General features: G+C 50.6%; 26 protein-coding genes. 4 read left to right on the top strand and 22 right to left on the bottom strand.

The window, feature by feature from the left end; genetic code table 11:
• Positions 1-37 precede the first annotated feature (37 nt).
• The 4 genes from BCV73_RS04330 to BCV73_RS04315 all read right to left on the bottom strand — a co-directional run bounded on the left by BCV73_RS04330 (position 38) and on the right by BCV73_RS04315 (position 3,465).
• Positions 38-1,009: a phosphotransferase enzyme family protein gene (locus tag BCV73_RS04330; RefSeq protein ID WP_218828098.1), complete on the bottom strand. Its 972-nt coding sequence runs from the start codon at positions 1,007-1,009 to the stop codon at positions 38-40.
• Between the two features lie 91 nt (positions 1,010-1,100).
• On the bottom strand, positions 1,101-1,556 hold the full coding sequence (locus BCV73_RS04325; RefSeq protein ID WP_218828097.1) for a hypothetical protein: 456 nt from the start codon (positions 1,554-1,556) through the stop codon (positions 1,101-1,103).
• A gap of 319 nt (positions 1,557-1,875) precedes the next feature.
• Positions 1,876-2,730, bottom strand: coding sequence for a class I SAM-dependent methyltransferase (locus BCV73_RS04320; RefSeq protein ID WP_089546213.1), 855 nt, complete (start codon positions 2,728-2,730; stop codon positions 1,876-1,878).
• A 216-nt stretch (positions 2,731-2,946) separates the two neighbouring features.
• On the bottom strand, positions 2,947-3,465 hold the full coding sequence (locus tag BCV73_RS04315; protein ID WP_089546212.1) for a DinB family protein: 519 nt from the start codon (positions 3,463-3,465) through the stop codon (positions 2,947-2,949).
• Between the two features lie 127 nt (positions 3,466-3,592).
• Here BCV73_RS04315 and BCV73_RS04310 point away from each other — a divergent pair, with 127 nt between their 5' ends.
• Positions 3,593-4,315, top strand: a complete 723-nt coding sequence (locus tag BCV73_RS04310; RefSeq protein ID WP_256992736.1) for a helix-turn-helix transcriptional regulator — start codon at positions 3,593-3,595, stop codon at positions 4,313-4,315.
• Positions 4,303-4,554 carry a WCX domain-containing protein gene (locus BCV73_RS35660; protein ID WP_256992735.1) on the top strand — a complete coding sequence of 84 codons (252 nt, stop codon included), beginning with the start codon at positions 4,303-4,305 and terminating at the stop codon, positions 4,552-4,554. Before BCV73_RS04310 ends, BCV73_RS35660 begins: the two co-directional genes overlap by 13 nt.
• A 65-nt stretch (positions 4,555-4,619) precedes the next feature.
• Here the strand turns inward: BCV73_RS35660 and BCV73_RS04305 are convergent, their stop codons facing one another.
• The 10 genes from BCV73_RS04305 to BCV73_RS04260 form a co-directional block, all read right to left on the bottom strand.
• Entirely contained in the window at positions 4,620-5,615 is a 996-nt protein-coding gene (locus BCV73_RS04305; protein WP_179231881.1) for an anti-sigma factor, read from the bottom strand.
• Entirely contained in the window at positions 5,605-6,102 is a 498-nt protein-coding gene (locus tag BCV73_RS04300; RefSeq protein ID WP_089546208.1) for an RNA polymerase sigma factor, read from the bottom strand. Before BCV73_RS04300 ends, BCV73_RS04305 begins: the two co-directional genes overlap by 11 nt.
• A 162-nt stretch (positions 6,103-6,264) precedes the next feature.
• A complete protein-coding gene (locus tag BCV73_RS04295; RefSeq protein WP_089546206.1) occupies positions 6,265-6,807 on the bottom strand; it encodes a GNAT family N-acetyltransferase in 543 nt (180 codons plus the stop codon).
• A gap of 144 nt (positions 6,808-6,951) precedes the next feature.
• Positions 6,952-7,218 carry a CD3324 family protein gene (locus BCV73_RS04290; protein WP_089546204.1) on the bottom strand — a complete coding sequence of 89 codons (267 nt, stop codon included), beginning with the start codon at positions 7,216-7,218 and terminating at the stop codon, positions 6,952-6,954.
• Positions 7,219-7,529: 311 nt separating this feature from the next.
• The gene (locus tag BCV73_RS04285) at positions 7,530-8,243 is read right to left on the bottom strand and encodes a glycerophosphodiester phosphodiesterase family protein (protein ID WP_089546202.1); all 714 of its coding nucleotides are present in this window, start codon (positions 8,241-8,243) and stop codon (positions 7,530-7,532) included.
• A gap of 38 nt (positions 8,244-8,281) precedes the next feature.
• Entirely contained in the window at positions 8,282-9,148 is an 867-nt protein-coding gene (locus tag BCV73_RS04280; protein WP_089546200.1) for a carbohydrate ABC transporter permease, read from the bottom strand.
• The gene (locus BCV73_RS04275; RefSeq protein ID WP_089546198.1) at positions 9,149-10,045 is read right to left on the bottom strand and encodes an ABC transporter permease; all 897 of its coding nucleotides are present in this window, start codon (positions 10,043-10,045) and stop codon (positions 9,149-9,151) included. It lies immediately after the preceding gene.
• 86 nt (positions 10,046-10,131) lie between these two features.
• Positions 10,132-11,661, bottom strand: coding sequence for an extracellular solute-binding protein (locus BCV73_RS04270; RefSeq protein WP_256993117.1), 1,530 nt, complete (start codon positions 11,659-11,661; stop codon positions 10,132-10,134).
• A gap of 119 nt (positions 11,662-11,780) precedes the next feature.
• Positions 11,781-13,619 (bottom strand): cache domain-containing sensor histidine kinase, encoded by a 1,839-nt coding sequence (locus BCV73_RS04265; protein ID WP_089546195.1) that lies wholly within the window; start codon positions 13,617-13,619, stop codon positions 11,781-11,783.
• Positions 13,616-14,632, bottom strand: a complete 1,017-nt coding sequence (locus BCV73_RS04260) for a response regulator transcription factor (RefSeq protein ID WP_089546193.1) — start codon at positions 14,630-14,632, stop codon at positions 13,616-13,618. The genes BCV73_RS04265 and BCV73_RS04260 overlap by 4 nt, the downstream gene beginning before the upstream one ends.
• A gap of 186 nt (positions 14,633-14,818) precedes the next feature.
• On the opposite strand from BCV73_RS04260, the gene BCV73_RS04255 reads away from it, so the two are divergent.
• Positions 14,819-15,823 (top strand): aminoglycoside phosphotransferase family protein, encoded by a 1,005-nt coding sequence (locus BCV73_RS04255; RefSeq protein WP_089546191.1) that lies wholly within the window; start codon positions 14,819-14,821, stop codon positions 15,821-15,823.
• A gap of 125 nt (positions 15,824-15,948) precedes the next feature.
• Here the strand turns inward: BCV73_RS04255 and BCV73_RS04250 are convergent, their stop codons facing one another.
• From BCV73_RS04250 to BCV73_RS04230, 5 genes are all read right to left on the bottom strand, one after another.
• Positions 15,949-16,545, bottom strand: coding sequence for a TetR/AcrR family transcriptional regulator (locus BCV73_RS04250; RefSeq protein WP_089546190.1), 597 nt, complete (start codon positions 16,543-16,545; stop codon positions 15,949-15,951).
• A 68-nt stretch (positions 16,546-16,613) separates the two neighbouring features.
• Positions 16,614-18,089 carry an FAD-dependent oxidoreductase gene (locus BCV73_RS04245; RefSeq protein WP_089546188.1) on the bottom strand — a complete coding sequence of 492 codons (1,476 nt, stop codon included), beginning with the start codon at positions 18,087-18,089 and terminating at the stop codon, positions 16,614-16,616.
• Between the two features lie 254 nt (positions 18,090-18,343).
• Positions 18,344-18,868, bottom strand: coding sequence for a P-loop nucleotide/nucleoside kinase family protein (locus tag BCV73_RS04240; protein WP_089546186.1), 525 nt, complete (start codon positions 18,866-18,868; stop codon positions 18,344-18,346).
• A 65-nt stretch (positions 18,869-18,933) separates the two neighbouring features.
• Positions 18,934-19,290, bottom strand: coding sequence for a VOC family protein (locus tag BCV73_RS04235; RefSeq protein WP_089546185.1), 357 nt, complete (start codon positions 19,288-19,290; stop codon positions 18,934-18,936).
• A gap of 149 nt (positions 19,291-19,439) precedes the next feature.
• The gene (locus BCV73_RS04230; RefSeq protein WP_089546183.1) at positions 19,440-20,936 is read right to left on the bottom strand and encodes an alpha-L-fucosidase; all 1,497 of its coding nucleotides are present in this window, start codon (positions 20,934-20,936) and stop codon (positions 19,440-19,442) included.
• Between the two features lie 130 nt (positions 20,937-21,066).
• Between BCV73_RS04230 and BCV73_RS04225 the strand changes: the two genes are divergently transcribed.
• Positions 21,067-21,909 carry an AraC family transcriptional regulator gene (locus BCV73_RS04225; RefSeq protein WP_179231880.1) on the top strand — a complete coding sequence of 281 codons (843 nt, stop codon included), beginning with the start codon at positions 21,067-21,069 and terminating at the stop codon, positions 21,907-21,909.
• 79 nt (positions 21,910-21,988) lie between these two features.
• On the opposite strand, the gene BCV73_RS04220 is transcribed toward BCV73_RS04225, so the two are convergent.
• The 3 genes from BCV73_RS04220 to BCV73_RS04210 form a co-directional block, all read right to left on the bottom strand.
• Positions 21,989-22,987 carry an endo-1,4-beta-xylanase gene (locus BCV73_RS04220; RefSeq protein WP_076169180.1) on the bottom strand — a complete coding sequence of 333 codons (999 nt, stop codon included), beginning with the start codon at positions 22,985-22,987 and terminating at the stop codon, positions 21,989-21,991.
• Between the two features lie 227 nt (positions 22,988-23,214).
• Positions 23,215-24,750 carry a glycoside hydrolase family 43 protein gene (locus BCV73_RS04215; protein WP_089546180.1) on the bottom strand — a complete coding sequence of 512 codons (1,536 nt, stop codon included), beginning with the start codon at positions 24,748-24,750 and terminating at the stop codon, positions 23,215-23,217.
• Positions 24,751-24,767: 17 nt separating this feature from the next.
• Entirely contained in the window at positions 24,768-26,582 is a 1,815-nt protein-coding gene (locus tag BCV73_RS04210) for a family 43 glycosylhydrolase (RefSeq protein ID WP_089546178.1), read from the bottom strand.
• Positions 26,583-26,725: the final 143 nt, after the last annotated feature.

The following is a 26,725-nucleotide window of genomic DNA, read 5'->3' as shown; positions in this document are numbered from 1 at the left end:
AACTTTCGATGCACAAACATAAATGATTTTTGATCATTTAAAAGAACTCGTCGATCAATGACATTCCTTTCGTTATTCGCATCTGACTGCCCTGCAAAAAGTCGCGGGTCCAATCGTCCGGTTCACGTAAATCCCAGCTCCGGTGCATACCGACGAATACAATGATTTCACGCAGTCTAAGGAAGAGCGGCAGAAGGTCTTTCCAGCCATCAGGCATAGTACGCCCATCCTCGGTATAGCCACGCACGAAATGTTTAACGAAAAGTTCATACTGTGCTTTCCGCTCGGATTTCGAATCTTCCCCATAAACATACAGCAAATAATAAAGCTGGACGGCGATGTCTTCGACATACCAACTGTACTGGCATTCGTCGAAGTCGAAAAGTGTGATTCCTCCAGCTTCATCCACCATAAAATTCCCGACATTCATATCCCCGTGAATCAAACCAAATTGATCTTCAGCAACAGGCAGGACAGCCAGCTGTGCTTTAAGCTCATCCAGGGCCAGAAGAATCGGTTGATGCTCTGAGGGCAGCACATTTTGGGCCTGCAAGAGGTATTCATTAGACTTCCACGTATGTCTTCTGAGCGTTGGGTTATAACGCTTCGACAGTTCATGAAGGTGTCCGGTGATGCGTCCGCATTGTTCATAAAGCAGGGCATTTCCTAAGCACTCCGGATATCCAATCTTGCGACCAACCGCGTGCCTGAATGACGTTACATAGAAATCAATCGTATTTCCCTGCACCCGTTCAATGTCTTTACTGTCAACTGAAGATACCGGTTCTGAAACAGAAAGTCCATTCGCCGAAAGATAACGAATCCATTCGATCTCAGCCGCAAGTCCATTCCATGTGCGAAGCGTGCTCGGGGTGAAACGGAGGATATATTTTGAATCGCCATTCATGTAGGAATAAATAAAGTTCTGAAAGCCGCCGATGAAAGTCAGCTCCTTAGGGCTGACGCCAAACCGGGCGGCACCTTCTGCGGCATGCTCATCCTTGAACATTAATTTTATTAGGGGGTCCATGATTTCTCCTTGTGAATATAAAGGTTCATAAGATATTAGGAAACACGCTAGAACTTTGCCTTAAAGGTTATTACGCCTCAAACTGTAAGGTGAATACGAGTGCCCACTCCGTTTGGCTTAACGATTCCGTTGAAAGATCCGATGTACGGATCGTATTGGAGCTTGTGGCTTGCATGCCAAACACATACACGGCCTGATCGGCCGTAAACGAACGGGGCTCCGCATCCTGAATCAATCCTCGGGCCGCCAGCTTCTTCTCCCAAGGGATATGAAATGTGGTTAGGTCTGTTCCCGAGCGATTCACAATGCCTACCTTAATGATTGCGGACTCGTCCTTCTCCCCAATAGATACCATATCCGTGGATATGATCACTTCTATTTCGTTATTCTTCTGCTCATCCGGACTGTAAAACACATCCCCTATCCAGCCTATAGAATCTACTCTCTGACCGTCCTTCCAAATGTCTATGTCCAAATTAGCGATCGGCTTGCTTCCTTCATATTTCAGCTTAAATGCACCGGACATCGCCCCGAGGAACGGCTGAAACTTGGCTGCCTCCCCCTTGAACAAATCAACGGGCACCAGCTCTATTTTGGCAGGGCTAGATTCCCTATCAGGTGACGTCGTTTCCTTACTCTCTGCAAAACATCCCGTTAAGACGAAAAAGATGATCAATATGCATGCTTTTAAGCGCATGTTACCTCCCCAAAGATGTTCTCATAATCCCAAATTGTACCATAAATTGCGTTATAAATGAGGTTATCCGCGCGGTTAGCGAAAAAAAGCAGCCGATCGTTGGGATCCGCTGCTTTGATTTGCTTTATAGTTTTGGGTGGGTTATCTTTTACACCGTTCCGAAGGTGATTTTCATACCCGCTGCATAGGTGGCCGCTGTTGATGAGGTAAAGAACTCCGACATTGCATTTTCACATTCATATTGTCGGATGGCCTCTTCCATTGACATTCCTCTCTTTAACAGGCTATCAATAAATGCTGAACGCTCCCCCGGGTTACTGAACTGCATAGCTTCATAAATATCGGTACCTATCTTCGCTGTGGGATCATAAATGTTTACTTTATCGCTCATCCGGCATTGGACATTACGTAATCCCAACCGATTGAAATATAAAGGCAGCTTGATTCCGATGTTTCCGTCCTTACCGGTGCGTTTCAAGTCTCGCTCAAACAACTCCTGCAACTGCCCTAATGGAATCACCGTGGACTGATCCATGCCATCCAAGTGGAAACCTGCACTATTTCCGATCCAGTGAGGCTCGAATGCAGCAACTTTTCCTTCGGGTTTGACAGAAGCTTTCATTCTTTTCAGCGTGCAAAGCGGGTCGTTCATATGCAGCAGCACCGCGTGGCATACGGCAAGATCAAATTCCTCATCAAAGTATACCGAGTTAAAATCCGCGGCAATGAACTCCGAACGGTATGGTAGATTTCGAAAGAGCTCTCTTGCGTGCTCTATCAGCTTAACACCGGCATCGACACCGACATATTCCGAACCGGCTGGCAGCAGAGGCAACAATCGGAGCCCCAAGTGCCCAAACCCGCATCCAAAATCTAAGATTCGAACGGGATCATCAATGTTCCATACGCGATGAATCAAAAAATCAATATAATCATCGTTATAATACAAGGCAGTAGACCTTTTTAAATACTCGATTTGACCATCCCAATAATATGGCTCCATGAAGGATCTCCCTTAACGTATTTGCGCCGCGGTCGCTTATATAACATACAATCTACCCCAAAAAAGAAATAGACTTATCTTCAATTTTTTTATAAACTATTATGTATCTATGGCTTTTTTAGTAAACCCATTAATGCATGGAACCGGCACACTTTGTGCCGGTTTTTTTATTACTTCTACACTGTTCCATCTGCACATCTATTTTCCGCCTATGCCTCATAACGTCCACGATTTTGACGCCGGTCCGTACAGATCATACATCGAAACCGGGATGCCAAGCTGCTTCATATAGGTAAACATTTGGCCGCGGTGGTGATAGATATGCGTCGTAATCTCGATCAACCATTTGATCTGAACAGAAGGCTGGTGCTTGGCAAAAAAAGGGGCGGTCGATTTATTCAGCAGATCTGCCTCATCCAAGTTGTTCATGTAGTCTTTTAACGCTGAGACTCCGCGATGCATAACCTCTGACAGGGCAGCTGCGTCTTTTACATGCATAACAGACATGACTAGACTTCTAACCTGCTCCATGGGTTGTTCCTGCAAAATAGCCAGTTCTTGCTCGGGGACCTGAACAAGATGGCGGGCAAGCTCGATTAAGCTCCGCATGTTCTCGCGAGGACGATACTCCCAATGCTCCTCCTCAATCATAGAGAGCAGCGAGGCGATTGTCGTGAGCGCCAGCTCCATCTCTTCAAACAGCAAATCCTTGATGCGGGATACTTCCGGATTCATGTCTCTCATCCTTTCTTCGGGGCAAAGAATCATTACGAGCATGAATATAACACCTAAATAAGTCAGAACTTGGCTTATTTTATGTGATAATATGGATGAAAAATATGTGGCGAGGGATGAGCGTGTATTGATCAAATCACAGCGCCTAATTCAATTAATGATGGTGATTAACGCCAAAAGGTCGTTTACGGTCAGGGAGCTTGCCGACGAGTTTGGCTTGTCTCCGCGGACGATTACCCGGGATTTACAGGAACTGAGCGAAGTAGGGTTTCCGATCTATTCCGTGCAAGGGCGCGGCGGCGGTTACCGGCTGCTCCAAGAAAGGATGCTTCCGCCGATTGCCTTTTCAGAGAACGAAGCGGTCGCCGTATTTTTTGCCTGCCAATCCCTGCAGTACTTTGGTTCCGTTCCCTTTGACGAGAGTGCGGCTTCGGCGATTCACAAGTTTTATCACTACTTGCCTGCCGATGCGAAAGAGCAGATCGACCGGCTGCGAAATCGGGTGGTCATTTGGAATCCTCATCGGACGATGTCCGCCGATTGCCTTCAAACCCTGCTTCAGGCGATCATGAACGACAGCGTCGTGACCATTTCATATAAATCCGGCGATGGGGTCACACAAAGAGATATCCAGCCCGTCGGTCTCTATGCGAGTGAAGGATACTGGTATTGTCCGGCCTATTGCTTTCTCCGCCAGACTTACCGGCTTTTCCGCGCAGACCGAATCAGCTTTGCGAGTCTGAATGGCGGCTTTCCTGACCGGAAGGATCTGGGTGGCCGATCCGTATTTGATTGGATCACACGGATTTTTCCCGCTTCGAGCATCAGTGCGACTTGTTGGTCGAATTAACAGAAGAAGGCGTACGTTCGCTTGAAACCAACGTCTGGTTCAGTGCTCACATAGAACTCCATGAAGATGGAAGAGGTACTTTACGCATGCGGATCCCCGTTCAGAAAATCGAATTTTTTACGGATTTGATTTGGCCCTTAGGGGGAGAAGCAAAGATCGTGGAGCCTATTGAGGCTGTAGCTTATATCCGGCGAAAAATAGAAACGATCACAAAATGCTATTTTGATCCCATGAGTTAAAAAAGAAGGTAGCCGTTCGCACTGACCGGATACCTTCTTTTCCTGATGAAGTCGGGACACTTCACTCATCTGTCGACGGTTGCACCCATGACGGCTGCTTTTACGTAGGGTTGGCCCTGCAATGCTTTCAGGCTTTCAGCCGTTCCCGTTACGACAACGCCAAACAGGCGCACGTCGCTTGTTTCCGGTTGTTCCTTATCCTTGCGTAAATAATCATAAATCCGCTTAAATTCCTGCTTATATTTTCGATTGTGATGCACTCCATATTCCAGGGCGTCAAGAAAGTTCTTTTCTGAAATATCATCACTATCTGGATGAATTCCAAAACCGTATACGCTGCTCGCCCAGTCAGGAAACGGATCAACAACGGATCCATCAGGCATTTTAGCGGCCGTATAGGGCTTCATATCCGAGTAAGTATCTACCCAATACCACACGGGATGGACACCTGGCGGAAGCATCGCCTTGATCTGCTCTACCGAATAATTTTTATCAAAAGAAATGCCCATTTCAACCCGCTTCCGTCCATCCATGTCCTTCAGCTGCGGAAGCTCGTTAAGATAGTTCGCGTATTTTACGCTCGGAAGATAGAACAGCATCTCTCTTTCTCCGTTATAACGGTTATAGGGGCGTGAATAATGAAATCCTTTGGCCTTCATTTCTGGGTCCATAAGCGACAGGTCAGAATAGTCGCCGGGAGGCAGAGAGAAACTTCCCCAGGAACTGAACTCGTAGTTTTCTTCCCCCCAGATGATTGGGACTCCATCCACAAGCTTATATGTCCGGTACCCGAGTGTACCGTGAAGAAAGCCGTAGTTAAATTGGAAACTAATTATATACTGATTGGGACCACTGATCGCTTTAAGCATCTCAATATCACGCATCGCATGTTCCGAGCTTCTGTACTGAAGCTGTAAATTCGTAAACCACCCTCCCGCAAGGATAAATATCGTAACTGCCAATGATATGATTGCGTTCCTAAGTATCGTTCTGCGGCGTGCCTTCTTGACGAGAGCCGACAGCTTCGCCCCATCATCAAAGCTGGATTCGTTATCGTTCATCGTATAGTCCTCCATATTTTTTCTGAAATAGTTTGCGTGCCCGATATAGGTACGTCTTCACCTTCTCCTCACGAATGGCTATGAGTTCAGAGATTTCTTTATAGCTAAAACCCAGTTCGTATTTTAAAATAAGCAGCTGTTTATAGATCGGAGCCAGCTCTTCCATCACCTTTTCGATCTCTTCTCTCCGTTCCTTTCGCAGCAGGATTTCCTCTGGAATTTCACTGCCTTCCACATTCGCCTCCTCAATCGAAATCTCGATTCGTTTGCGTTTTCGGAGCATGTCATAATATCGATTGAGTGCGACCCGATACAGCCACGCCGAAAACTTATCAGGCCCGATGGAATCAATATACAGGAGACCTTTATATACCGCGTCCTGGACGATATCCTCGGCGTCAGCCCTGCTTGCCCCAAGGCGAATCAGGTACCGCTGAATCTGTTTCATTTTATCCTGCATCAGCCGCAGCATCTGCTCGTTATCCACTTTCAACCTCCCTCCAAGCAGTACAACGTTTGGATAGGTGCATATGTATACAAGTGCGGCAAAAAAGATTTTCCCCCTCGTAGAATCGGACCCATCGGTGAGTAGCAACAGCCATGAATTAAACAAAAAACAGCCGATCTTATCGATCAGCCGCCAGACTACTTACTTATTTATAAAATTGAACACTTTTGCCGCACCGATCTCAGCCCGCAGTTCCTTGTCCTCTTCCGTGAACCTGTTGTTCGTATAACGCGCGAGGGTTTTTCTCCAAAAATGAATGGTCCTTGAATTCCTCTCTGTCGGGGTCGTGTAGATCAGCCATTTTCCCTGGAATCGGTTGAAGATTTGGGTTATGGCTTCCTCGGCCACGCCCTGACCCCGGAAAGGCTGCAGTATAAAATATTCGTTCACCAAAAAGTCGCTGTCATCCTCCACATAAGGAGGTGTGGCAATCAATGCGAATCCTGCGGGCACTTCGTCGACCCGAATCAAGAAAGGAAAAAGGCACTCCTCTTTTTCCCACCAAATATCAAACTCCGGCATTTGCTGCTGAAGCGTTTGAAAGGCATCGCTGTCTTCAAAGACGCCATACCGATTGGGAAGCACGTTACGAATCCCTGCTAAATCGTGAAGGTACAGGGGGTAAAGGTTATAGATGATTGATTGTGTATCACGCCTGCTTAATTCAACCGTTATTTCCGCCATGTTGGATCCTCCTCAAAGAGCCTTTTATCTATTACCGTAAAGTATATCGGCTGGCGCTTTGAAACAATAGGCAGAGAATACACATAACCATTTAGGATACAAAAAGGGGCTCGCGCTGGTTTGATCACACGCAAGCCCCTGGCATTAATTTTTCTGGTATACGATCTTTCGGATCGTTTCTACCGCGAGGCAATAGGACTGGGAGAGCTGCTCCACATCAATTCCTTTACGGAACGATTGCCTGATCTCTAGATTGCGTTTCCGCAGATAGTCCCGCTGTCCCGAAAGCTGGCCCCATTTTTTGCGGCCATCCTCGCGAGAAGGTATATAGATCGTCCTGCCTTGGACGTATTTTTGAATTTCCTGAAGCAGCTGTTCAGGTAAAATGTCGCTCGCAGATACATATTTCATTGGCTTCGCCCTTTCATCTAAGTGAGTTGCAGATGGTAAGGTAGCAAAGCCTGCATGACAAACATCCTGCTAATGAATTGAAAATGATGCGGTTAATAGATAAGGCTCCATGCAAAACAACCGCCGCTGTTTGTCATATAGACTCTGCATGGAGCAAAGATGTAAACTTTGCATCGGGTATGCTTTTGGATTCAGTTGGTCCAGAACCGGCATCATCACGATATTCCTCTCTTTCGGTTATTCATCTGCCTAGTAGTTTCCACATAGGGTTTGAGGATTCCTTTTTATCATTAGAAAGAGAGACTCCACTTTCAATCCCACAAAATCGTATCCGTCGTTATATAGGCCGCACCCGCCTCCTCAAACGGCCGCGAAATCTCCCGCTCGTTTACGGTCCAGATCGACACGTCAACTCCGGCCTTGCTGCAGTTTAGCACGTCATCCGGCGTCGCCGAACGATAGTCGTAATCCAGAAAAGCAGGCTGCAGCCGGCCGATGAGCTCAAGGTCTGCTTCGCTTGGCGGCTTCGCCGATAGAAAGCCGAGCGGCACCGCCGGATCGATGGCACGCACCTTCAACAGATCGTTGGCATTGAAGCAGATGAAGCTCATTTGTCCCATCATGCCGGAGCCGCGGACCAGCTCAACGAGCCTTTCCAGATCGCGATCCTGGTGGTATTCCTCGATCTCGACGAATGCGTGCATGCCGTATTTGACGCATACGGACAATACTTCCTCCAGTGCCGGGATTTGCAGGCCGGAATAATCGCTGATCCCGTTTCCGGAGGTGATGCTCAGCCCTCGGATCTCGGCAAACGAGAAATCCTTCGTCCTCCCCGATCCGTTCGTCATCCGGTCTACGGTACGGTCATGATGAACAATCCAGCGGCCGTCCGTCGTGCAGTACGTATCGCATTCGATGCCCCAGAATCCCGATCGTCCCGCCAGTTCAAAAGCCGCGACGGTATTCTCAGGCGCCTGCATACTAAGCCCCCGATGGGCTACATACTTCGGTTGCTGATTCACCTGTTTTCACCCCATGATCCGAATTTTTGTTGCTGTCCTCATCCTTTAATCGAACCGAGCATAACCCCTTTGTTAAAGTATTTTTGCAAAAAGGGGAATATGATCAGCAGCGGCAGCGCCGTTAACATGATGGCTGCCATTTTGGCTGCAGGCGTATATTTATACAATACAGTGGACGCGTTGGAGATGGAAGGGTCATCCTCAACGAGCATTTGCCTCAGAAAGACCTGCAGCGGCATAAGCTTCGCATCGTTTAAATATATAATAGCGGAAAAATACGTATTCCAGTTGCTCACCAGATAAAACAACGTAAAGGTCGCAATGACCGGCATAGACAACGGCACGATGATTGATAGAAACAGGCGCCACTCTCCGCTCCCGTCGATCCGGGCCGACTCCTCCAACTCAAGCGGCATGGACTGAAAAAAGCTTCTCATCACAATGACGTTGAACGCGGCAATCGCCGAGCTAAGCCAGATCGCCCAGAAACTGTCCAATAGATGGAGCGATCGAACGACCAAATAGGTTGGAATCATGCCTCCTGAGAACAGCATCGTGAAAAATACAATAAAATTCATTGTACTGCGCAGCTTTAACCATCGCTTGGACAGCCCGTAGGCCATAAGGGAGGTCAGCACGATATTCAGCGCCGTCCCTCCCAAGCTGATGATCACTGCATTGCGGAATGCTAGGGTAAAGCCCGGATGGGCCAGCAAATACAAATAACCGTCCAAGGTAAACTGCTTCGGAATGACGAAGAATCCCCGCGTTAAATACTCGTACTCCGTCGAGAACGAAACCGCAAGCACGTAGAACAATGGAAAAATCGCGATCGCGGCCGCCAGGAAAAGGATGAAATAAACAAGACACGTGAAGAACAGATCGGGCCCTTTTGCCTGCCGCATTTAAAATACCCCCTCCTGGCCGAATCTCTTGGCGAGCCGGTTCACACCCCATACCAGCACCAAACCGACCACGGATTTAAATAAACCGACGGCCGTCGAGTAGCTGTAATCGCCTTCGATCAGACCCTTTTTGTATATAAAAGTCTCAAACACCTCGGACACCTCTTGGTTCATCGGGTTCTGCAGCAGGAAAATATGCTCGAAGCCGAGGTCCATCATGTGCCCGAACCGTAAAATAAACATGACGACAATGACGCCCCGCAAGCCGGGCAGCGTAATATGCCACACCTGGCGCCATCGGTTCGCGCCGTCCATCTTAGCCGCTTCGTACAGCGTAGGTTCGATGCCCGACAGGGCGGCCAGGAAAATAATCGCTCCCCACCCGGCCCCCTGCCAAATGTTCTGTAACAGCCACACCCACCGGAAGTAGCGGGGATCCGTCATCAGTTCAATTGGGCCCAGCCCCCAGTCCTCCAATAGCTGATTGATGCCTCCGGAGCCGGTGGCGAAGAGCACGATCGTAATACCGACGATCACGACCCACGATATAAAGTTGGGTGCATACAGAATGGTTTGGACCGCCGCCTTCATTCGTCTGGCTCTCAATTCATTCAACAGCAGAGCGACGAGGATCGGGGCTGGGAAAAAGAACAGCACATCCAGCAAATTGAGCAGCAGCGTGTTTTTGAGAAGCAGCAGGAAGTCGCCTTCAGCAAATAATCTGCGGAAATAATGAAGACCTACCCATTCGCTCCCCATTATTCCCTTGAAGGGACTATACTTCATAAAGGCGATCGAGATCCCGAACATCGGGATATATTTAAAAATGATAAAATAGAGCAGACCCGGCAGGATCATGAGATAAATGGGAAATGCCCTCTTCCAGTACGCTTTCATGTCTTCAACCTCCAACTCGCTGTATAGCCAGCCTGGAAATAAAAGGCCCCAGGCGGCCGCAGCCGCCCGGGACCTTCAGGCGAACGTTATGGATTCGCCGTGTATGCGGCATTCACTTCCTCGATAATCTGGTCTCCGCCGCTGCTCTTCCATTCTTTGATCGCTTCATCGATGCTCTCCACCGGCTTTTTGCCTGCGATAATTTCAATGACGGTTTTGTGGAAGCTTTCGTCGAGTGCCGTTCCTTTCTCCAAGTACGTATTGGACGAGAACAGATAGGCGTCGGACGCGTTCTTATATGGATACTTGCCAGCGTTATCAATGGATTGCTCCATCTCTTTAGCCCATGTGGGATCGCTCCACTTGTAGGTGTTGAATGTATTGGAATTGTTCCGCAATACCCAGTTCCACAAGAGACTTTGCCGCCCCTCGCCTTCGGCCTTCAACTCATCGGTCATTTCATAGGCTCCGCTGCTGTTTTTCTTGTAATGGATATTTTCAATCCCGTTCTTCAAGATGTCTTCCCCTTCCGGCGATACCCACCAATCAAACAACTGCAGGATGCGATCCCGCTTCTCGGCATCCACGTCCTTGCTCAGGACGACTTTGATCGTTCCGCTCGTTGGCGTCGGTGTTCCCCGCATCCCGTCCTTGCCCATCGGCGGCGCCAGCTCCACAAATTTGGCTCCAGGAGCAATCGTCTGCAGCTGCTGATTGGTTTGCTGGCTGAACTGGTAATGCATGTCGGCAAAGCCCACTTTGCCCTGCGCGTATTTCTCGTTAAAATTCGTGTTCGTAACAAAGTCTTTGTCGAGCACGCCTTCTTTATATGCACGGCTCATAAAGGTCAGGAACGCCTTCCATTCGTCCGATTGGACCTGCATCGGAATCAGCTTACCGTTCTCCTCCTTCCAGCCATTCGCGAGCCCAAATGGCGCGAACAGCTCCGGCATGCCCAGCAGGCTTGCATTGCCCAGCGCCGAGAATCCAAACGTATCGTTCTTCCCGTTGCCGTCCGGATCCTGAGTCGTGAAAGCTTTGGCCATATCATAAAATTGGTCGATGGTGAATGTATCAGGAGTTGGTACGGGAATTCCCAGCTTATCCAGCCAGTCCTTGCGGACGTAAATGGTATTCTGGGCTGTGGCATAGATCGGAATGCCGAAGATTTGGTCCTTCGGGTTCAGCAGCGCCCATTCTTCCGGTTTTGCGATGCTTTGCAAATGAGGATATTGGGCTAACTGAGGCTTTAAGTCCTGAAAAACGCCCTCCTCCACCCATTTCAAATACTGGCTTGGACTATCGATCCGCATCACGTCGGGCAGTTTGCCGGATGCCGCAATCACGTTCAGCTTTTCGTAAAAATTCGCATTCGGCACCCATTGAATTTGAAGGTCCACATTGAATTTGTCATCGATGTACTTGATGATCGGATGATTGTTGTCCGGCCAGCCCCCTCCTTTCCATGACGCAATCATCATGTCAATTTTGATTTTCTTGGGCTTGTCCTTATCTCCGTTCGTTCCAGATGCGGTACCCGTATCCTCCGATCCCGCGGATGAACATCCAACGGCCGCTAAAAATACGAGACTCATAACCAGGATGATTGAGAGCATTCGTTTCACTTCAGGTGACCTCCATTACCCATTGGATTTTGTCCTCTTCCATTTCAATATATCTTGCTGACAGGGGTCACTTTTTCACAAAATGATGATCTTTTTATCCAAATTTCCGATCATGGATTTATCTTTTTTGGGAATTTCAGCGTGACGACGCTTCCTTTACCCGGTATTGACTGTACGCGGACGCCGTAAGCTGAACCGTATTTCAGCACCATTCGGGCATGAACGTTAATGATTCCAACCGATTCCTCCTGAGCGAACGGCTCTGACTGCTGCTCTACCAGCTTCATTCGATGCATGATCCGCTCCAGGTCTTCCTCAGGGAATCCATTTCCGTTATCGGTGACGTCAATGACGAGGTCGCCCGCTCTCTCATAGGCTTCCACCGTAATTTGGGCATGGCCGTTTTTGGGTTCCACCGCGTACTTCACGCTGTTCTCCACGATCGGCTGCAGCGACAGCTTGATCATGCGGCAGTCCATGCAGGACTCAGGCACCGATATGCTGCTGTGAAAATGATCAAAGCGAATATGAATGATATCCAGATAATTGAGCAGATTCTGCAGTTCATCCCGCAGCAGCACTTCCGATCCGGGCATTTTCGAGGTATACCGGTAAACGCCCGCCAGGCGGGTCGCCATTTTTTCAATGGTCGGCACCTTCTCGATAAAAGCGATGCTCTTGATAATTTCCAGCGTATTGTACAGCAAATGGGGATTGATCTGGTTCTGAAGCGCCTGAATATGCGCATCCCTTTGCCGCAGCTGCAGCTTCATCTCATTGATCTCCAGACGATGGACGGTATGGATGAGCTCATTCAGCCTGGACGTCATCTGATTAAAGCTCCCGTTCAGCTGCTGTATTTCGTCCCTGCCGGGAACCACGATCGCACTGACTTTGGTATCGCCGGTTTCCACGCGCTTCATCAGATTCCTCAGGTGAAGAATGGGCTGGACCACTTGGCCGACCATCCTGGGGATAAAGAACAGCGATAACACAATGATGCCCGTCATCACCCACAACGTAGCTTTGCGGGCGAAGTCCAGGCCGCTGGCCATCTCGTGCATAGGCACGGAGGCGACCATATTCCAGCCGGTCACTTCCGAGCGATTGCCGGACATCAGAATTTTTTCCCCGTTTCGTTCGATGACGGCATCCTGCTTACCAAGAGGAAGGACGCCCAGAGCTGTGTCCTCCACGTGCCGGCCCGCCAAACTCACGTCCGGGTGATACACGATTTCGCCGCTCGAATCGACGATAAAAAAATACCCTGTTTTCCCAAGCCTCGTCTGTCCAAGAATATCCTGGACTTCCGTAATCGATAAAGCAATATTCAGATTGCCGATGAGCTTAAGCGAATTCGGATCAAATACAGGGACGATGAGCGTAATATAAGGGTATGCGGGCACAACCGCATCTTCATGGCGGTAATAGGAGGGAACGATTTTTAATTGATCGGACAAGGGGCCCACCATCCAAGGCGAGGATTCAATCATCGGATGGCTCAGGGAGTGATCTTTCGAATAAATCAGCCGGCCGTCCAGCGAACGGAGAACGATGCCCAGGACGTTGGAGTAGTTGATCGCGATATATTTCGACATGATGCCTTCGACCAGCGCTTCCTGTTCCCGGTTGAAATTCTCGCCGCTGATGAGCCATTTCTGAAGGAGACCGCTCTCCGGATTGTCGCCAAGCAGCGAATTCGAGGGCAATGGACCAGCAATCGAAGCGTAGGTCGATTGGGCCATTTGCGTAAAATACCGGTCCAGCTGATGATTAATTCTTGCGGTTGAGTCCTGGGCAATCGTGTAGAAATCATCCTTGGCTGATTCCGTGTAGTAGTAGGATGTGAAGCCCGCCATCAGTGCAATGGACACAAAACTCACCGACAGCACCAGCCCGAGGATCTTCGTCTTGAACGAAAATCGGTAATGCCAATGGCCCCATTTCATGATCCCATCCTCTTTCTGTATTCGAGGGGCGCCACCCCGGCAAGTGCCTTGAATACCCGCGTAAAATAGGGCGTAGACGAGTAGCCGACGATTTCCGCAATTTCGGATACGGCGTATGAAGTCGTTCGGAGCAGCTTTTTGGCCTCATCAACGCGCAAACGGTTGACGTAGCTGACAAGCGAGCTGCCCGTATGCTTTTTGAACAGTGCGCTGAAATGGGAGACGCTGAAATTCGTCAGGTTCGCCATGTCCGTGAGCGATAAGTTCGTTTTATAATTGGCGTCGATATACCGGCACGACTCGGCAATGGCCGCGGGTATGCTCGTTTTCGGTGTTCCCGGGTATCCAAGGTACCACTTTTCCAGCAGTGTCATGTAATATTTCAGGGTGGACGCATCATCGCCTGACTGATATTTCGGCACGTCCGTAAAGTCCAGGCCGAATTCATTCATCAGGTTCTTCAGCTTGTGCTCCATCATATTCAGCAGCCCGACCCGGGCATTTCTGTTCAGCAGATGCAGCCTTAAGATGGACTCGATGAATTGGCGCTGCTTTTGCATCACCGCATCGACCGCCAAGCCCTGGCTGTTATCCAGTAAAGACTGAAACTTGACGATGTAATCGTTCAGGTCCTTTAGCGACTCCAGCTTCTCCTTCGATCGGTTTAATGCCTCGGTCAGCGTTTCAAATTCTACCGGCTTCAGCAAATAGTCCGATACGCCATACGTCATCGCCTTCTGGGCATATTGAAAATTGTCGTATCCGCTAATAATGACCGATACGAGTGGAATGCGATGCTCAGCTATTCTTTTGATCAGAGATAACCCGTCCAGTTCAGGCATCATAATATCGGTGATCACGAGCATGGGCCATACTTCTTGAATCATGCTCCACGCTTCTTCCCCGTTGCTGCATTCTCCGACGACCTCGAATTCCTCCCCGGCCGTCTTCACCATCTGGACGATTCCTTTTAATACCCACGGTTCATTTTCGGCGATCAGAACGGTGTACATTTTGCGCTAAACCTCCATTGTTGGCCATTATCCAGGATGCTTGGGATGTCCTTTCTGACATCTTTTAAAAAAACCATTCGTGAACGAATGGTTTTTTCCTGCTGCATGACGGCCGGGTAATTACATCCGTTCCATGATAAAATATCCGGTATATCCTAAAAAAAGGTAAGGAGGCAGGAAGCTGCAATGGATGTAAGGCTATCAGAACGACTCATCGAAAAATGGGCATCGGCGAACGCCGATGCGATCGGCCTAGATCCCCATCATATCCAGGCTTCATACATCTATAATCCGGGAGGCTTCGGCAATTTGTCCCTCCGCTTGTCGGACGGCCGCACGCGGTTTCATGTTAAGCTGGCTCCGCCTGATCGGAGCGAGCGGCTGCAGCAGTGGGCGGGCGTCAGCGATTATCTTGCCGAACACTACGCCGCCCCCAAGCTGGTCCACAGAATTGAAAGCGAGATCATAGAAGGGTATCCGTACGGCCTTGTGTTCGAATATATCGAGGATGCGGTCCCGCTGGCGGAAGCGCCGAATTCGGAGGCTATTCTGACGGGCGTCATCGAGACCGCCTCCAGGCTGCATCGCGACGGCATTCTCCGCGGAATGCTGCCTGAAGCGGAAGTCCGCACTTATGCGGATGCATTTGAAGACGAGTACATATCCAGGTTTACGGAAGACTTGGAAGGAATCCGCGGATCCCGGGAGCTGCTGCGGGACTTCGTATCGGATGAGACCATTTTGTGGTTTGGAGAAGAGATCGAAAGGCTGAGGGAAACCGTCCGGCAGACCCCGGCATTTGGACTCCCTGCGCGCGATGTGGTTCATAACGATCTGAACGGAAACAACGTGCTGACTTGCGGCAAGGACAGCTTTCGGATCATCGACTGGGACGATCTTTCCGCCCAGGGAGATGCGGCGATGGACTATTCGGTTATGTTATGGCCGCTAAGGCATGGCCCATCATGGCCGGTTTGGAGGGAAAAGGTGTTGGCCACGGCAGGAGATACGGTTGCCCAGCGGCTTGAGCTGTATTTTCGGGCAAAACTGCTGGACGACGTCATTGACGTACTGGCCGATTACGTCGAGTCGGAGGAGGTCCCGGAACATCGGGAAGAGGCCCAGCGCAAGGCCAAAGCGGTCCATCTCCGCTCGTATCCGCAGTATCTCGCCCAGTATGGAGCCGGATAAGCAGGCAGCGTTAGAGGCTGGAAACGGATTGCTGTTCTTGAATAAGGAGAACACATCATAAAACTCTTTCCACCCGCCTTGATAGACGGGTAGGAAAGAGTTTTTTCACGATGTACAGACTGCGTTTATTTCCGGGCAACGAGCCGCATCAGCATGTCGGCCTTCGGAATTTGATACACCTTGCTTCCATTCGAATTGATGACCATCACACCGGAGAGGACGGATAAATAACAAACGATGAGCTCACGCGGATCTCCTTCCGCCAATTCCCCTGCCTGCTGGCCCTCTTCGAATAACGGAAGCAGCATATCCACATACGTATCCATAGAATATTGCTGTTGGAGCTGCTTGACTTGTTCAGGCACCCCGTCGGACGTGGCTGCCTGGTGAATCAGCATGAAGTATGGAGTGCCGTCTTCATTGAGGATTTCCGCCGTTAACGCCCTAATTCTCTCGAGCGGCGTTCCCGGCATGTCATAGACACTGCGCAGCGCCGCTTCCGATTCGGCCATCGCCTCCTGAACGAGTGACGTGAACAATTCGTCTTTGGATTTAAAATAATGGTACAGCAGCCCGTTGCTGATGCCTGCCGTCTCCGCGATCATACTCATCTTTGCGCTGAGGATGCCTTTGCGGGCAAACACCTGCAGCGCTGCCGCCTTGATTTGTTCTTTTCGTTCATCGCGAATTTGGTGCAACTGCTCTTCGTTTAATGGTGCCAATGTCAAGTACCCCTTTACCGGAAGCTACCGTTTTTTCTACCAGTATATCAAATCCATCTTGGCTATCGCTATGGTCTGACCAGCTCGAACGCCGATTCCGGGAACTGCGGGAGCATTTCTTCAAGAATCGTTTCAACCGGCTGGCTGTTGTCCGCTGTAAGACGGGAGAGCAGTTCCCTACCTTCTTCCGAATCGGTTAACACTTGGACTGCTGTTTCAGGGTTGAAAATGTTTCGGGGGGAAACCGCTAACGTATTGACCGCCCAATAGAGTCCATAGAACTTCCAATCGGGTTTGCTGACCGCATATCTCAGGAACAGCTCCATATATTCCCGGCTGAAGGCGTTCCTCTTGCTCGAATCCGTCCCATGGTATTCGACTCCCTCCCACCGGAGATCGGCCGTACAGTTCAGCCAGAACGCCGGCTCGATGGCCTCCTTGATGCGGCAGAGTACGCCATGCTCCCAATCCGACCGCTTCTCGGGGCGCTGTTCCCGCAAACAAGCCTCCAGGATTTCGACAGAGATGGCAGCCACGGTCATGCCCTGGCCGAAGATCGGGTCATAGATGCAGTAAGCATCTCCCAGGACCAGCAAGCCTTGCGGCCACTGCGGCATCTGTTCGTATCGATGGCAGTACAATTCCGGAACGCGGAAAGGTCTGGGTGACGCCATCGGTTCGAAATCGCGGACGAGTTCTGCGATCTTCGGGCTCGGAAGCTGCTCCAAGGCGCTCTCGAATTCGGCGGCATCCGTCGGAGGGTAATTCCCGCCCGGACGGGCGAGCAGCACTTCAGCCGTATCATTCTCGATAAAAGAGAAGACACTCGTATACGTACCGCTCGCCGGCTGCCCTTGAATGTTGATGACATCCCATTCATCGATCAAATGAGTCAGGTGCGGCGGTACTTTATAGCGGCGGGTGCTGTATCCGAGCGAAACTTTCAACAGATCCGGCTGGGGAACCTCGTAGCCCAGGTCCGTAAGCCAGCCCGACAGCTTTGAAGATCGCCCGCTTGTATCAATAACCAGGTCGGCCATCAGAGCTTTCTCCTGGCCGGACTGCTCACGGTCTCTGGCTTGCACCCCCATTACCTCGGATCCGTCAGGACTCGTTAACAACCCCGTCACCTGGTGTTTCGTCAGAAATTTCACGTTGGAAATGGCTGCCGTCCGCTGCCGGATGACCCACTCCAGAATCGCTCTGCTGAATTTAAGATCATCCCGGTCGTACTTCATTTCCAGGGTGCCGTACTGGTTCATGAAATACGCGTTTTTGTTCAGTGAAGATGGGCAGCCGTTCGCGATCATATCCTGCTCATAACCAGGAAAGAGGCGTTCGATGACCGCTTTCCCCCGCGCCGTAAAGCGATGCGGATGGAATGCCTGAGGCGTTCCCGGCCGGACGTCCGGCCCAGTCGGATAGGCATCATTTTCGACGATCAGTACCTCTTTGAAATGTTCCGAGAGCACGCGTGCGGTCATGAGTCCAGCCATACCTCCACCGATGACGATGGCCTTGCTTGTGTTCGCCTTGGTAACCATAAATTGATTCCTCCCTAGTTTAGATTGACTCGTTCAGTCGATAATATTCCAAAAAAATATGAAGTTCCATAATTTAGATTGACTCAGTCAGTCAATGTCATTATGCGGTGATTAACAGTTATTGTCAACCCTTTTTTTCATGCATCAGCATTTGACTGTTCAGACACTTTCGGGCACAACAAAACGGCGGCCGGCGAAGACTTGAAGAATCGCAGTCTATCCCTGCGGCAGCCGTTGTTTAACCATGCTTTCCGTTACATTCCAATATGAACGTGAAACCTGTCATGTTGGATCACTCCTGCGGCAGTATCGGCCGGATCCTTTTGATTCGTATCCACAAGATAATCCGCATTGACTGCTGCAGACTTCAGTTTATTTAGCAAAAACAGCGAACGGTCCAGTAAATGTATATCCCCTCTCTTATGGAGACGCTCCTTTACCGTTTCTTCGTCTGCGTGCAGTACCGCATATTTGAGCTGAACGTTTAAATCGGCGATCTGCCGGCAGAACCACTCGAATTCATCTTCGACGACAAAGTCGATCACGACATGAAAACCGCTTTGGATAAAGTTTCTGGTGACCGAAAGGATATTCATCCAGGCCAAGCTCAGACGCTCCTCCCATGTCGGGGCAGGCTCCGTCATCTGCATGTGGAGTAAATCGTCGCCCACGATCAGCACACAGCGTTCCACGAGCCGAGCGAGCTCTTTCGCCGTTGTCGATTTTCCGACCCCGAGCGGACCGGAGATCAGATAGATTTGCTTCTTATCACCGTCCATATGTAATCTTCCTCCTCTCTATACAAAAGCCATCAGCTGCGTCTAACCTGTCCAATCGGCTGGGTTCAGACTTCTGTAATATGCCAGAGAACGCCGGCGGGATCCAGCAGGTGGATGGCCCGTCTGCCGTAAGGCTGGATTTCAGGAGGCTTGGCTTTCACGCCGTATTTTCCGATGACACCGGAGTGTTGAAGGTGGGTCCACCACGCATCCAAGTCCTGAACGCATAGCTCCAGCATATAGTTCATCTGCAATTCAGCGTTCTGATAGTTCTGTAAATGGAACTCCGTTTCGTCCATCCGGAAAATCGTAAGCTCATCGCTGGTGAAGATTTTTTTAAATCCCAAATCCTCATAGAACTGCACAGCAAGCGGATAATCCTCACCGGACGGAACAAAAGGCCTCAGCTTCAGCGCTTTCATCGTCATCATCTCCTTAAAAAGAGTTATTAAAAACGCCCCACGGCATCATTATAACAGCCGCAGGGCGTAATCCAACGAGTATTATATTTTTATACTGATTATATGCCTAACTCAGCCAGCGATGCCGGTCCAAATGGATCATCGGCGTGTCACCCGAGCTCAATAGCCAGGCAGTGGGCATGATTTGTCGGCCCATGCTCCGGAAGGGAAACAACCAGAGCTCCGTAAGGCTGTTCGAACGGTACATCGCCCACACCCAGCAGCCGCACGGACTTTACTTTGTCAGCCGGGGTCAACGTACGAATGACGGCCAGACGATCCTCCGGCCAGCGCATTTGGAAGGCGTAGAGAATATTCCCCTTCTGCGTAAATCGGTAATCTGCCGCTGTCCATTCCACTTTGTTTTCGGTGAAATGGTCAATGACCACCTGCGAAGGGCCTTCGCCCGACACGCGGAACGGGCGGGTGCCAAATATTCCTTCGCCGCAGACTCGAATCCACTCGGCCATCTCCCTGAGGATATGCGTGCACTCGTCGTCGATTGTACCATCCGGCTTCTGCGGAATATTCAAGAGAAGATTGCCGTTTTTAGAAACGATATCGACCAGGATTTCGATGACATGCCCCGGCTTTTTATACACAGACCTCACATTATAGAACCAGTCCCCTACGCATGTGTCGGTCTGCCACGGCTCAGGCTTAATGTCAGGCTCTTGGCTCCGCTCGATATCCAGCACACCGATCGCGTATATTTCCTTGCGCCGATCCTTCTGGTTATAGACCGCACGGTTCACGCCGCCATGAATCGCCGCGCTCGTATTATACAGGTGTGCGACAGCGCGCAGTCCAGCCTCGTAGGCGGGATCATCCAGGGAGAGCTCCGGCTTTTCCCAGTAGCCTGGTGTGAACGGCAGCCCGCCGTCCGAGTACAGCAGATCCGGCTGATATTTATCAATGATTTCCTTCATCACGGAAAACCAGTGACGATGCCACCATGGATTGGATGTATACCAAGGCGCAATCGAATCAGCCTGTATCCTGCCTTGATGGTGTTCCTTATTGGGCAGGTACAAATCCTCATTCGCCGGATCGTTCCCATCGTAAGGAATGCCGGCATATGGCCCCTCCTTATCGCTACCTTTATTCCAATGGAACCAGCTGAATGTGGCGCCGAGATGCTCCGTTAGGCCAAAAGGCAGCCCACGCCGTGCGGCCGCATCCTTCCACAGAGCGACAATATCTTTTTTGGGTCCCATATTGACCGAGTTCCAGCGATGGATGCTAGAATCATAATTGAAGAAGTTATCATGGTGCATCGCCTGCGCCACGAAATATTTGGCCCCGGCTGCCGTGTATAGGTCCATTAATGCATCCGGGTCAAACGCCTCCGCTTTCCACAGCTGCACAAGATCTTTATAGCCAAATTTCGATGGGTGCCCGTAGTGACGGATATGGTATCGGTATTGTTCCGAACCTTCGATGTAGATGTTCCGTGCATACCAGTCTCCGTACATCGGTACGGACTGGGCGCCCCAGTGCGACCAAATCCCGAACTTGGCGTCGCGGAACCACTCCGGACATTCGAATTGGCGGAGGGACTCAAAGGTAGGTTGGTAGGGGCCAGCGGCGATTTCGTTCCAGTTCATCGGTATTGCCTCCTTTGCTCGAATCAGGAATTGATTTTATCCTAGCAATCCTCATGCCATGAATGAATACAGAATCCTAACCTTCTGTTGGATAAAATTATCTACTCTATATAGAACGGGGAATACAAATATGGGCAACCAATCATTAGCAAGGCTGTATATGGAAAATCTGGATGTACGGGTCACATCGATGGGATATAACCAGGTATGGACGGATTGGCGGGAGCTCGACTACACGCCGGACTTTAACAAGTTTTATTTGATCTGTGACGGGGAGGGATGGCTGAAAATCGGCGATTCGGAATTCAGACCCAAACCCGGACAATGGTTTCTTATGCCTCATGGGGTTAAGCAGTCCTATTCTTACACTTCGGGCCCCAGATACACGAAATATTGGTGCCATTTTACGGCTCGGATTGGAGACCGCAATCTCTTTGACCTGATTCAAACCCCACTGTATGTGGACACAAAAAATGACAGCGAAGCGATCCGGCTGTTCCGCGAATTGCTCGACAGCGATGCTGCGGCTTCCATTAGCGGTCCGCTGCTTGTGAAATCAGCCATGCTAAGATTGGTTTCTTATTATATTGAGCATGCCGTTTCCTCCGAGGTCAGCCTCCATCGTTCGACGGAGCCCGAACCTCTCGAACAGGTGATTTCGTATATTCAGAGCAGCTACCGTCACAACCTGACCATTACGGACTTGGCCGAAAAGGCTCATTTGCATCCCAACTATTTCATCCGTGTATTTAAACGCCAGTTCGGGATTTCCCCGATCCAATACATCAAGAAAAGAAGGCTGGAGGAAGCAAAACTGCTGCTTGTGACGACGAACCTCCCGTTATCTGAAATCGGCGACCGGATCGGAATATCCGATATCTCCTACTTATCCAGAATTTTCAAGGAATCGACCGGCTTCTCGCCGACCGCATACCGGATGACCTTCAATTCCCATCAAACGGTATCGCCTTAATTAAAAGCGGTGCAGCTGCCGTTAACACGAAAAAAATGGTGCTTGTATAAGCACCATTCCAATGAAAAACATGCCTTGCCTAAAGAGTCAAGCCCACGGTCTTCAGCACTTCCGAATAAGACGGTTTGGGCTGATGCTTCGCATCAAATAAGAATGGCCAATTCTTTCGGCCCCGTACAGGGAAATGGTCCAGCCAGGTATAATCATCGGCAGCGCCCCAAAAAGTGACGGAAGTGATATATTCGCTGTATTCCTGGAACAACCGGAAAAATTGACCGTAACGTTCCGCTTGAAGAGCCAGCATCTCTTCCGTCGGAGCCGTGAGGTCGGTCCGCCGGTCATCGAACGCAAACATCGAAACGTCCAGCTCCGTAATATGCAGCTTCACGCCCAAACTGGCGTATTTCTCGATCGCCACGCGGATATTATCCAGCGACGGGTGATACAGGCTCCAGTGCGCCTGAAGCCCGATGCCATGGATCGGCACCCCCTGCTCGAGCAGCGATTTGACGAGCGTGTAGATTTTCTCACTTTTCACCGGATCGGCCTCGTTGTAATCGTTGTAGAACAGCAGCGCCTCCGGATCGGCTTCATGAGCGTACTCAAACGCCTTGGCGATGAAATCCTCGCCGATAATATCGAGCCACTTCGAAGGCCGCAGCAGCTCGCTGCCGCTGTCGGATACCGCTTCGTTCACCACGTCCCAAGCATAGAGTTCTCCCCGGTAACGGGATACGACCGTGTTGATATGAGATTTCATGCGGGCCAGCAGCGTCACCCGATCCGTTTGGCTGCCGTCTTCATTTTCAAACACCCATGTCGGCGTCTGATTGTGCCACACCAGCGTATGGCCCCTTACTCCCATACCGTTGGCTTTAGCCAGGGCCACCATACGGTCTGCCGCCTCAAACGTATACCGGTCCTCCGTGGGATGCAATCTTTCGAATTTCATTTCATTTTCGGCAGTCACGCTGTTGAAATGCTCAATAAGCAAATCACGCTGCGAGTCCAACGTCACCGGATTGACGGCGGCCCCGATCAAAAACTGTTCTTTAAACGCTTCGCGCAACCTCATCATACCTATCCCCTCCTAGAGAAGTTCTAAACGCCAATGCTTTATGAAAGACACCTTCATCCCAAAGTGTAAGCCTCCTCATGATCACGCAACAACCTGCCGTTGACCGTGTCCTCACCCGGCAAAGTATGGTTGTCTTTGACCACACCTTGCGACTTTCAAACAGCCAGCGCAAACGAGGACATTCCCGGAGGAACATCCCCTTTGCATAAAGAGCGAACGAAGTCGGGTTACTTCAGCACCTGGTATTGAAAATCGGAAAAATCCGCCGTCCCTCCGACCTCCCGGGTGGAAAACAAAAACAGACCGATGCGGCATCCCATAAAATGGTCCAGCTTGTATACCATTTTGTGCGTAATCCCGAGCTGCCTCCAATCCGCGCCATCCCGGTAATAAAACATGCACTCATCCGCGTTATTCACGAAATTGCCGATCGTCTTGAGTGTGACGACGTTTCCGGAAACGGGAATTCTGGCGAATTCGGTCCCGGGCTCTTCGTCGACCAGTTTGCCGAATATGGAGCGGTCTTTGGCCTCTCTGGCCAGCATCACCAGGTAGGAGCGGCCGGCCTCCTTGGTCAGGGCAATCAAGCCGTACGTACCGATCAAAAAGCATAAGCCTGCATAATCGCCATCTTTCAGCCCGCTGCCGTCCAGCGTGACTGTCACCTCGCATGCCGGTCCCATGGCGCGCTGCGTCAGCGTATTGACCGCGAACGTCAAATTGGGGCTGATCTTGCCGGATGTGACCCGGTAGACTCCCGGTTTGTCCGTTACGGACCATAATGCATCGTCAGGCGTATGATTCCACTGCCAAACATCCTTCAGGCGTACTTTGCCGTCTTCGTCCGGCGTGTAATCAAAGTCGTCGCTTCCAACCAAAGGCTGGTAGGTATACCCCGGTCTTGTGCTTGGCAGCTCGATCATTGGGGGTGCTGCTTTGGCGAATACCGGAAAACCGTTCTCAAAGCGCAGCGGAACAAGCACCGGAATCCGGCCGACGGCGCCGTGATCCTGGAACAGCACAGCCACCCATTTCCCGTCCGGCGTATCCACGATGCCGCCCTGCGCTACGCCTGAATTGAAATACCCCATATCGTCATTAAAGACCTCTCCGCCCGTAAATTCACCCTCCAGGGAATCCGCTGCAAAGCAGGCCTGCGTTCGGCGCCCTGAAGCCTTCGAAATATGGATAAAGAAAGCATAATACCTGCCGTCGATCTTATAAAAGTGGGCACCCTCGTACCCGAGATGATACGGCTCCCGTTCTTTCACGATAACGCGGTTCAGCCCGCCGGGTTTGGGACCGGAAAGATCCTCCTTCAATTCGAGCAGGTGAATCTCGGTGTTGCCGTATATCAAATACGTCCGGCCATCATCGTCAAACAGCAGGGAGCAGTCGTGATAAAAACCCTCGATGTATTGCTTCGTCCATGGACCGGTTACGCTATCTGCCGTGTACAGGTAAGTCCGGCGGGTATCGTTCGCCACGAAGATGACGTAGAATTTACCCTTATGGTATCGAAAAGATGGCGCCCACATGCCTTGGCCGTAAATATGTTGGCCGTCTTCGAGCCGCTGCGCCGGCGTATTGTCCAGTACGTCGTACACATGTGAGGCCACTTCCCATTGAATCAGGTCGTATGATCGCAGAATGACGCAGCCCGGCATCATGTGCATCGTCGTGCTTACCATATAGTAGGTATCCTCTACCCGAATCACGTCAAGATCCGGATAATCGGCCCATATAATCGGATTTGGATACATGTTCTCTCTGCCCCTTCCTAATCGCGTTGTACAATGATTTCGATCGACACCTCGGCCAAAGCCAGGTTCAAATCCCTTTCTTCCGTTAAATCAAGCACCGGATATCCGTCCATGCCGAAATGAACGCGGCGGATTCCGGAGCCTCTTGGCCCCTCTACTCCAGGTCGGGCATGATATACGTTCCAAGTGACGTCATCGTCATCGGTAATATAAGAATTATGGCCCGGACCGTATTCGTCCGGGACACTTCTCGACGTCAGCAGCGGATAATTGCCCTTCGTCCAGCTGCCGGGATCCAGCAGGTCGGCATTCGCATCGGCGGTCAGCAGGCCTACACAATAAGTAGCGTCTACCGCCGCGCTCGAGAAGGTTAGAAAAATCCTGCCGTCCCGGAGTAAAGCAAACGGCCCTTCATCGACAAAGGTATGGTTATTGGCCCAGCCAAAGTCCGGCTTGGTCAGCAGCACCGGATCGCTCGTCAGCCTCCACGGCTCCTTCGGATCCAATTTCGCGATATAAACCCAGGCGCCAAGATCTACAGGCACGAACTGCCGCTCCGACCAAGCCGCGTAACAATCCCCGTTCACTTGGATGACGGTCATGTCCAGTGAGATCACCTTGCCCGCCTCGCATAACTCGGTACCGTCTTTCCTGACGACGCGCCGGGGCATCGACCAATCAGCGGCGCAAGTGGGGTCCCCACCCTCGTGCAGCTTCATCACATGGCACTCTTCATAGAAAAACTCGCCTGTCGTTGCCGCATGAAAAATGTACAGCTCGTCCTCGATAATATGGAACTCGGGCGCCCATAACAGCCCTTTAATGTGATCATAGGTTTGTGTATCCAAAATTAAAGACTCGCCGGCCTGAACCAGATCGGATATCGTCTCTGCTTCCCGGATATACAAGGTTCGGTTGCCGTCGGCGTCGTTGGTCGCAATGAAATAATACTTGCCGTTCCATTTCGCGATGCAGGGGTCCGCCCGGTTCGGCGCGATCGGAAACGCATAATGCTCCTGACGAACCCTTCCCTTCACCCGATAGGTTCCCGCCTGATCCCAGCAAACCGCTGCCGTATCCCAGTCCACGGCTTTGGGGGCCGTGGTGCCGTCACTGTATACCGCGGTCGCTTTGAGCGCTTTCAAATCCTCGGCCGATGCCGCCTTGATGCCATCCGGAACTTCAATGGCGATATTCTCGGGAACCGTAAGCCGGCATACGAGCCGTTGTGCCGTTTCCCGCGGAACGCGGATCACGTTACGGGGCTGGACGCCTTCAATGTCTGCCGATACGGCTTCGAGCGTAAACGCCTCCGCTTTTTCCGGAGTCCCGGCGCCAGCCAAATTATAAAGGTCCTGAATCTTATTTTGGTAGCTGCCGCCCTTCCCGTCGCTCCACCGGATGACGTATGCCTGGCTTGTTTCATCGTACTCGCAAGCGACATCATGGACGTAAACATCGCTCTTCAAATCGACAAGCCCGATTTCTTGATACTGCAGCAAATCGTCGGAAGTAAAGAACAGCACCGCCCCTCGGCTCTCTTCATCCTGCTGTCCATCCGCCTCCGTCCGTACGGCAACGACACCGAATTTTCCGTCGGCCATGCGGAAGAGGTACGGATTTTTCAGGCTTTTGGCCCGGAGCGTCCCGTTTTCATGATTCGTTGCCTTGGCGAACAGAACGCCTGAATTATGGTTCAAGGCTTGGAAGTCCCTGCCGTTCTCGCTATAGGCAAGATGCATGCTGTACGCCAGTCTAGGTGCATAGATGATGTCCTCCTGCGGAGTGCGGGTATAGCATAGTACTTTGATAAATTCGCTTTTCAATATCATGGCATGCCTCACCTTTATTGATCATTTCAAATACGGATTTGCTGACGGAGTAACGCCATTTCTGATTATTCTATTGACTTTATATTGGGTTTACTATGAAATTATAAATTAGGACATCTCAGCAATGAATGATCTATGCTGAC

It is taken from the genome of Paenibacillus sp. SSG-1 (genome assembly GCF_002224835.1).
GTDB lineage: Bacteria > Bacillota > Bacilli > Paenibacillales > Paenibacillaceae > Paenibacillus_AQ > Paenibacillus_AQ favisporus.
Note: the sequence above shows the minus strand (reverse complement) of the source record. Positions and strands in the feature narration are given on the sequence as shown.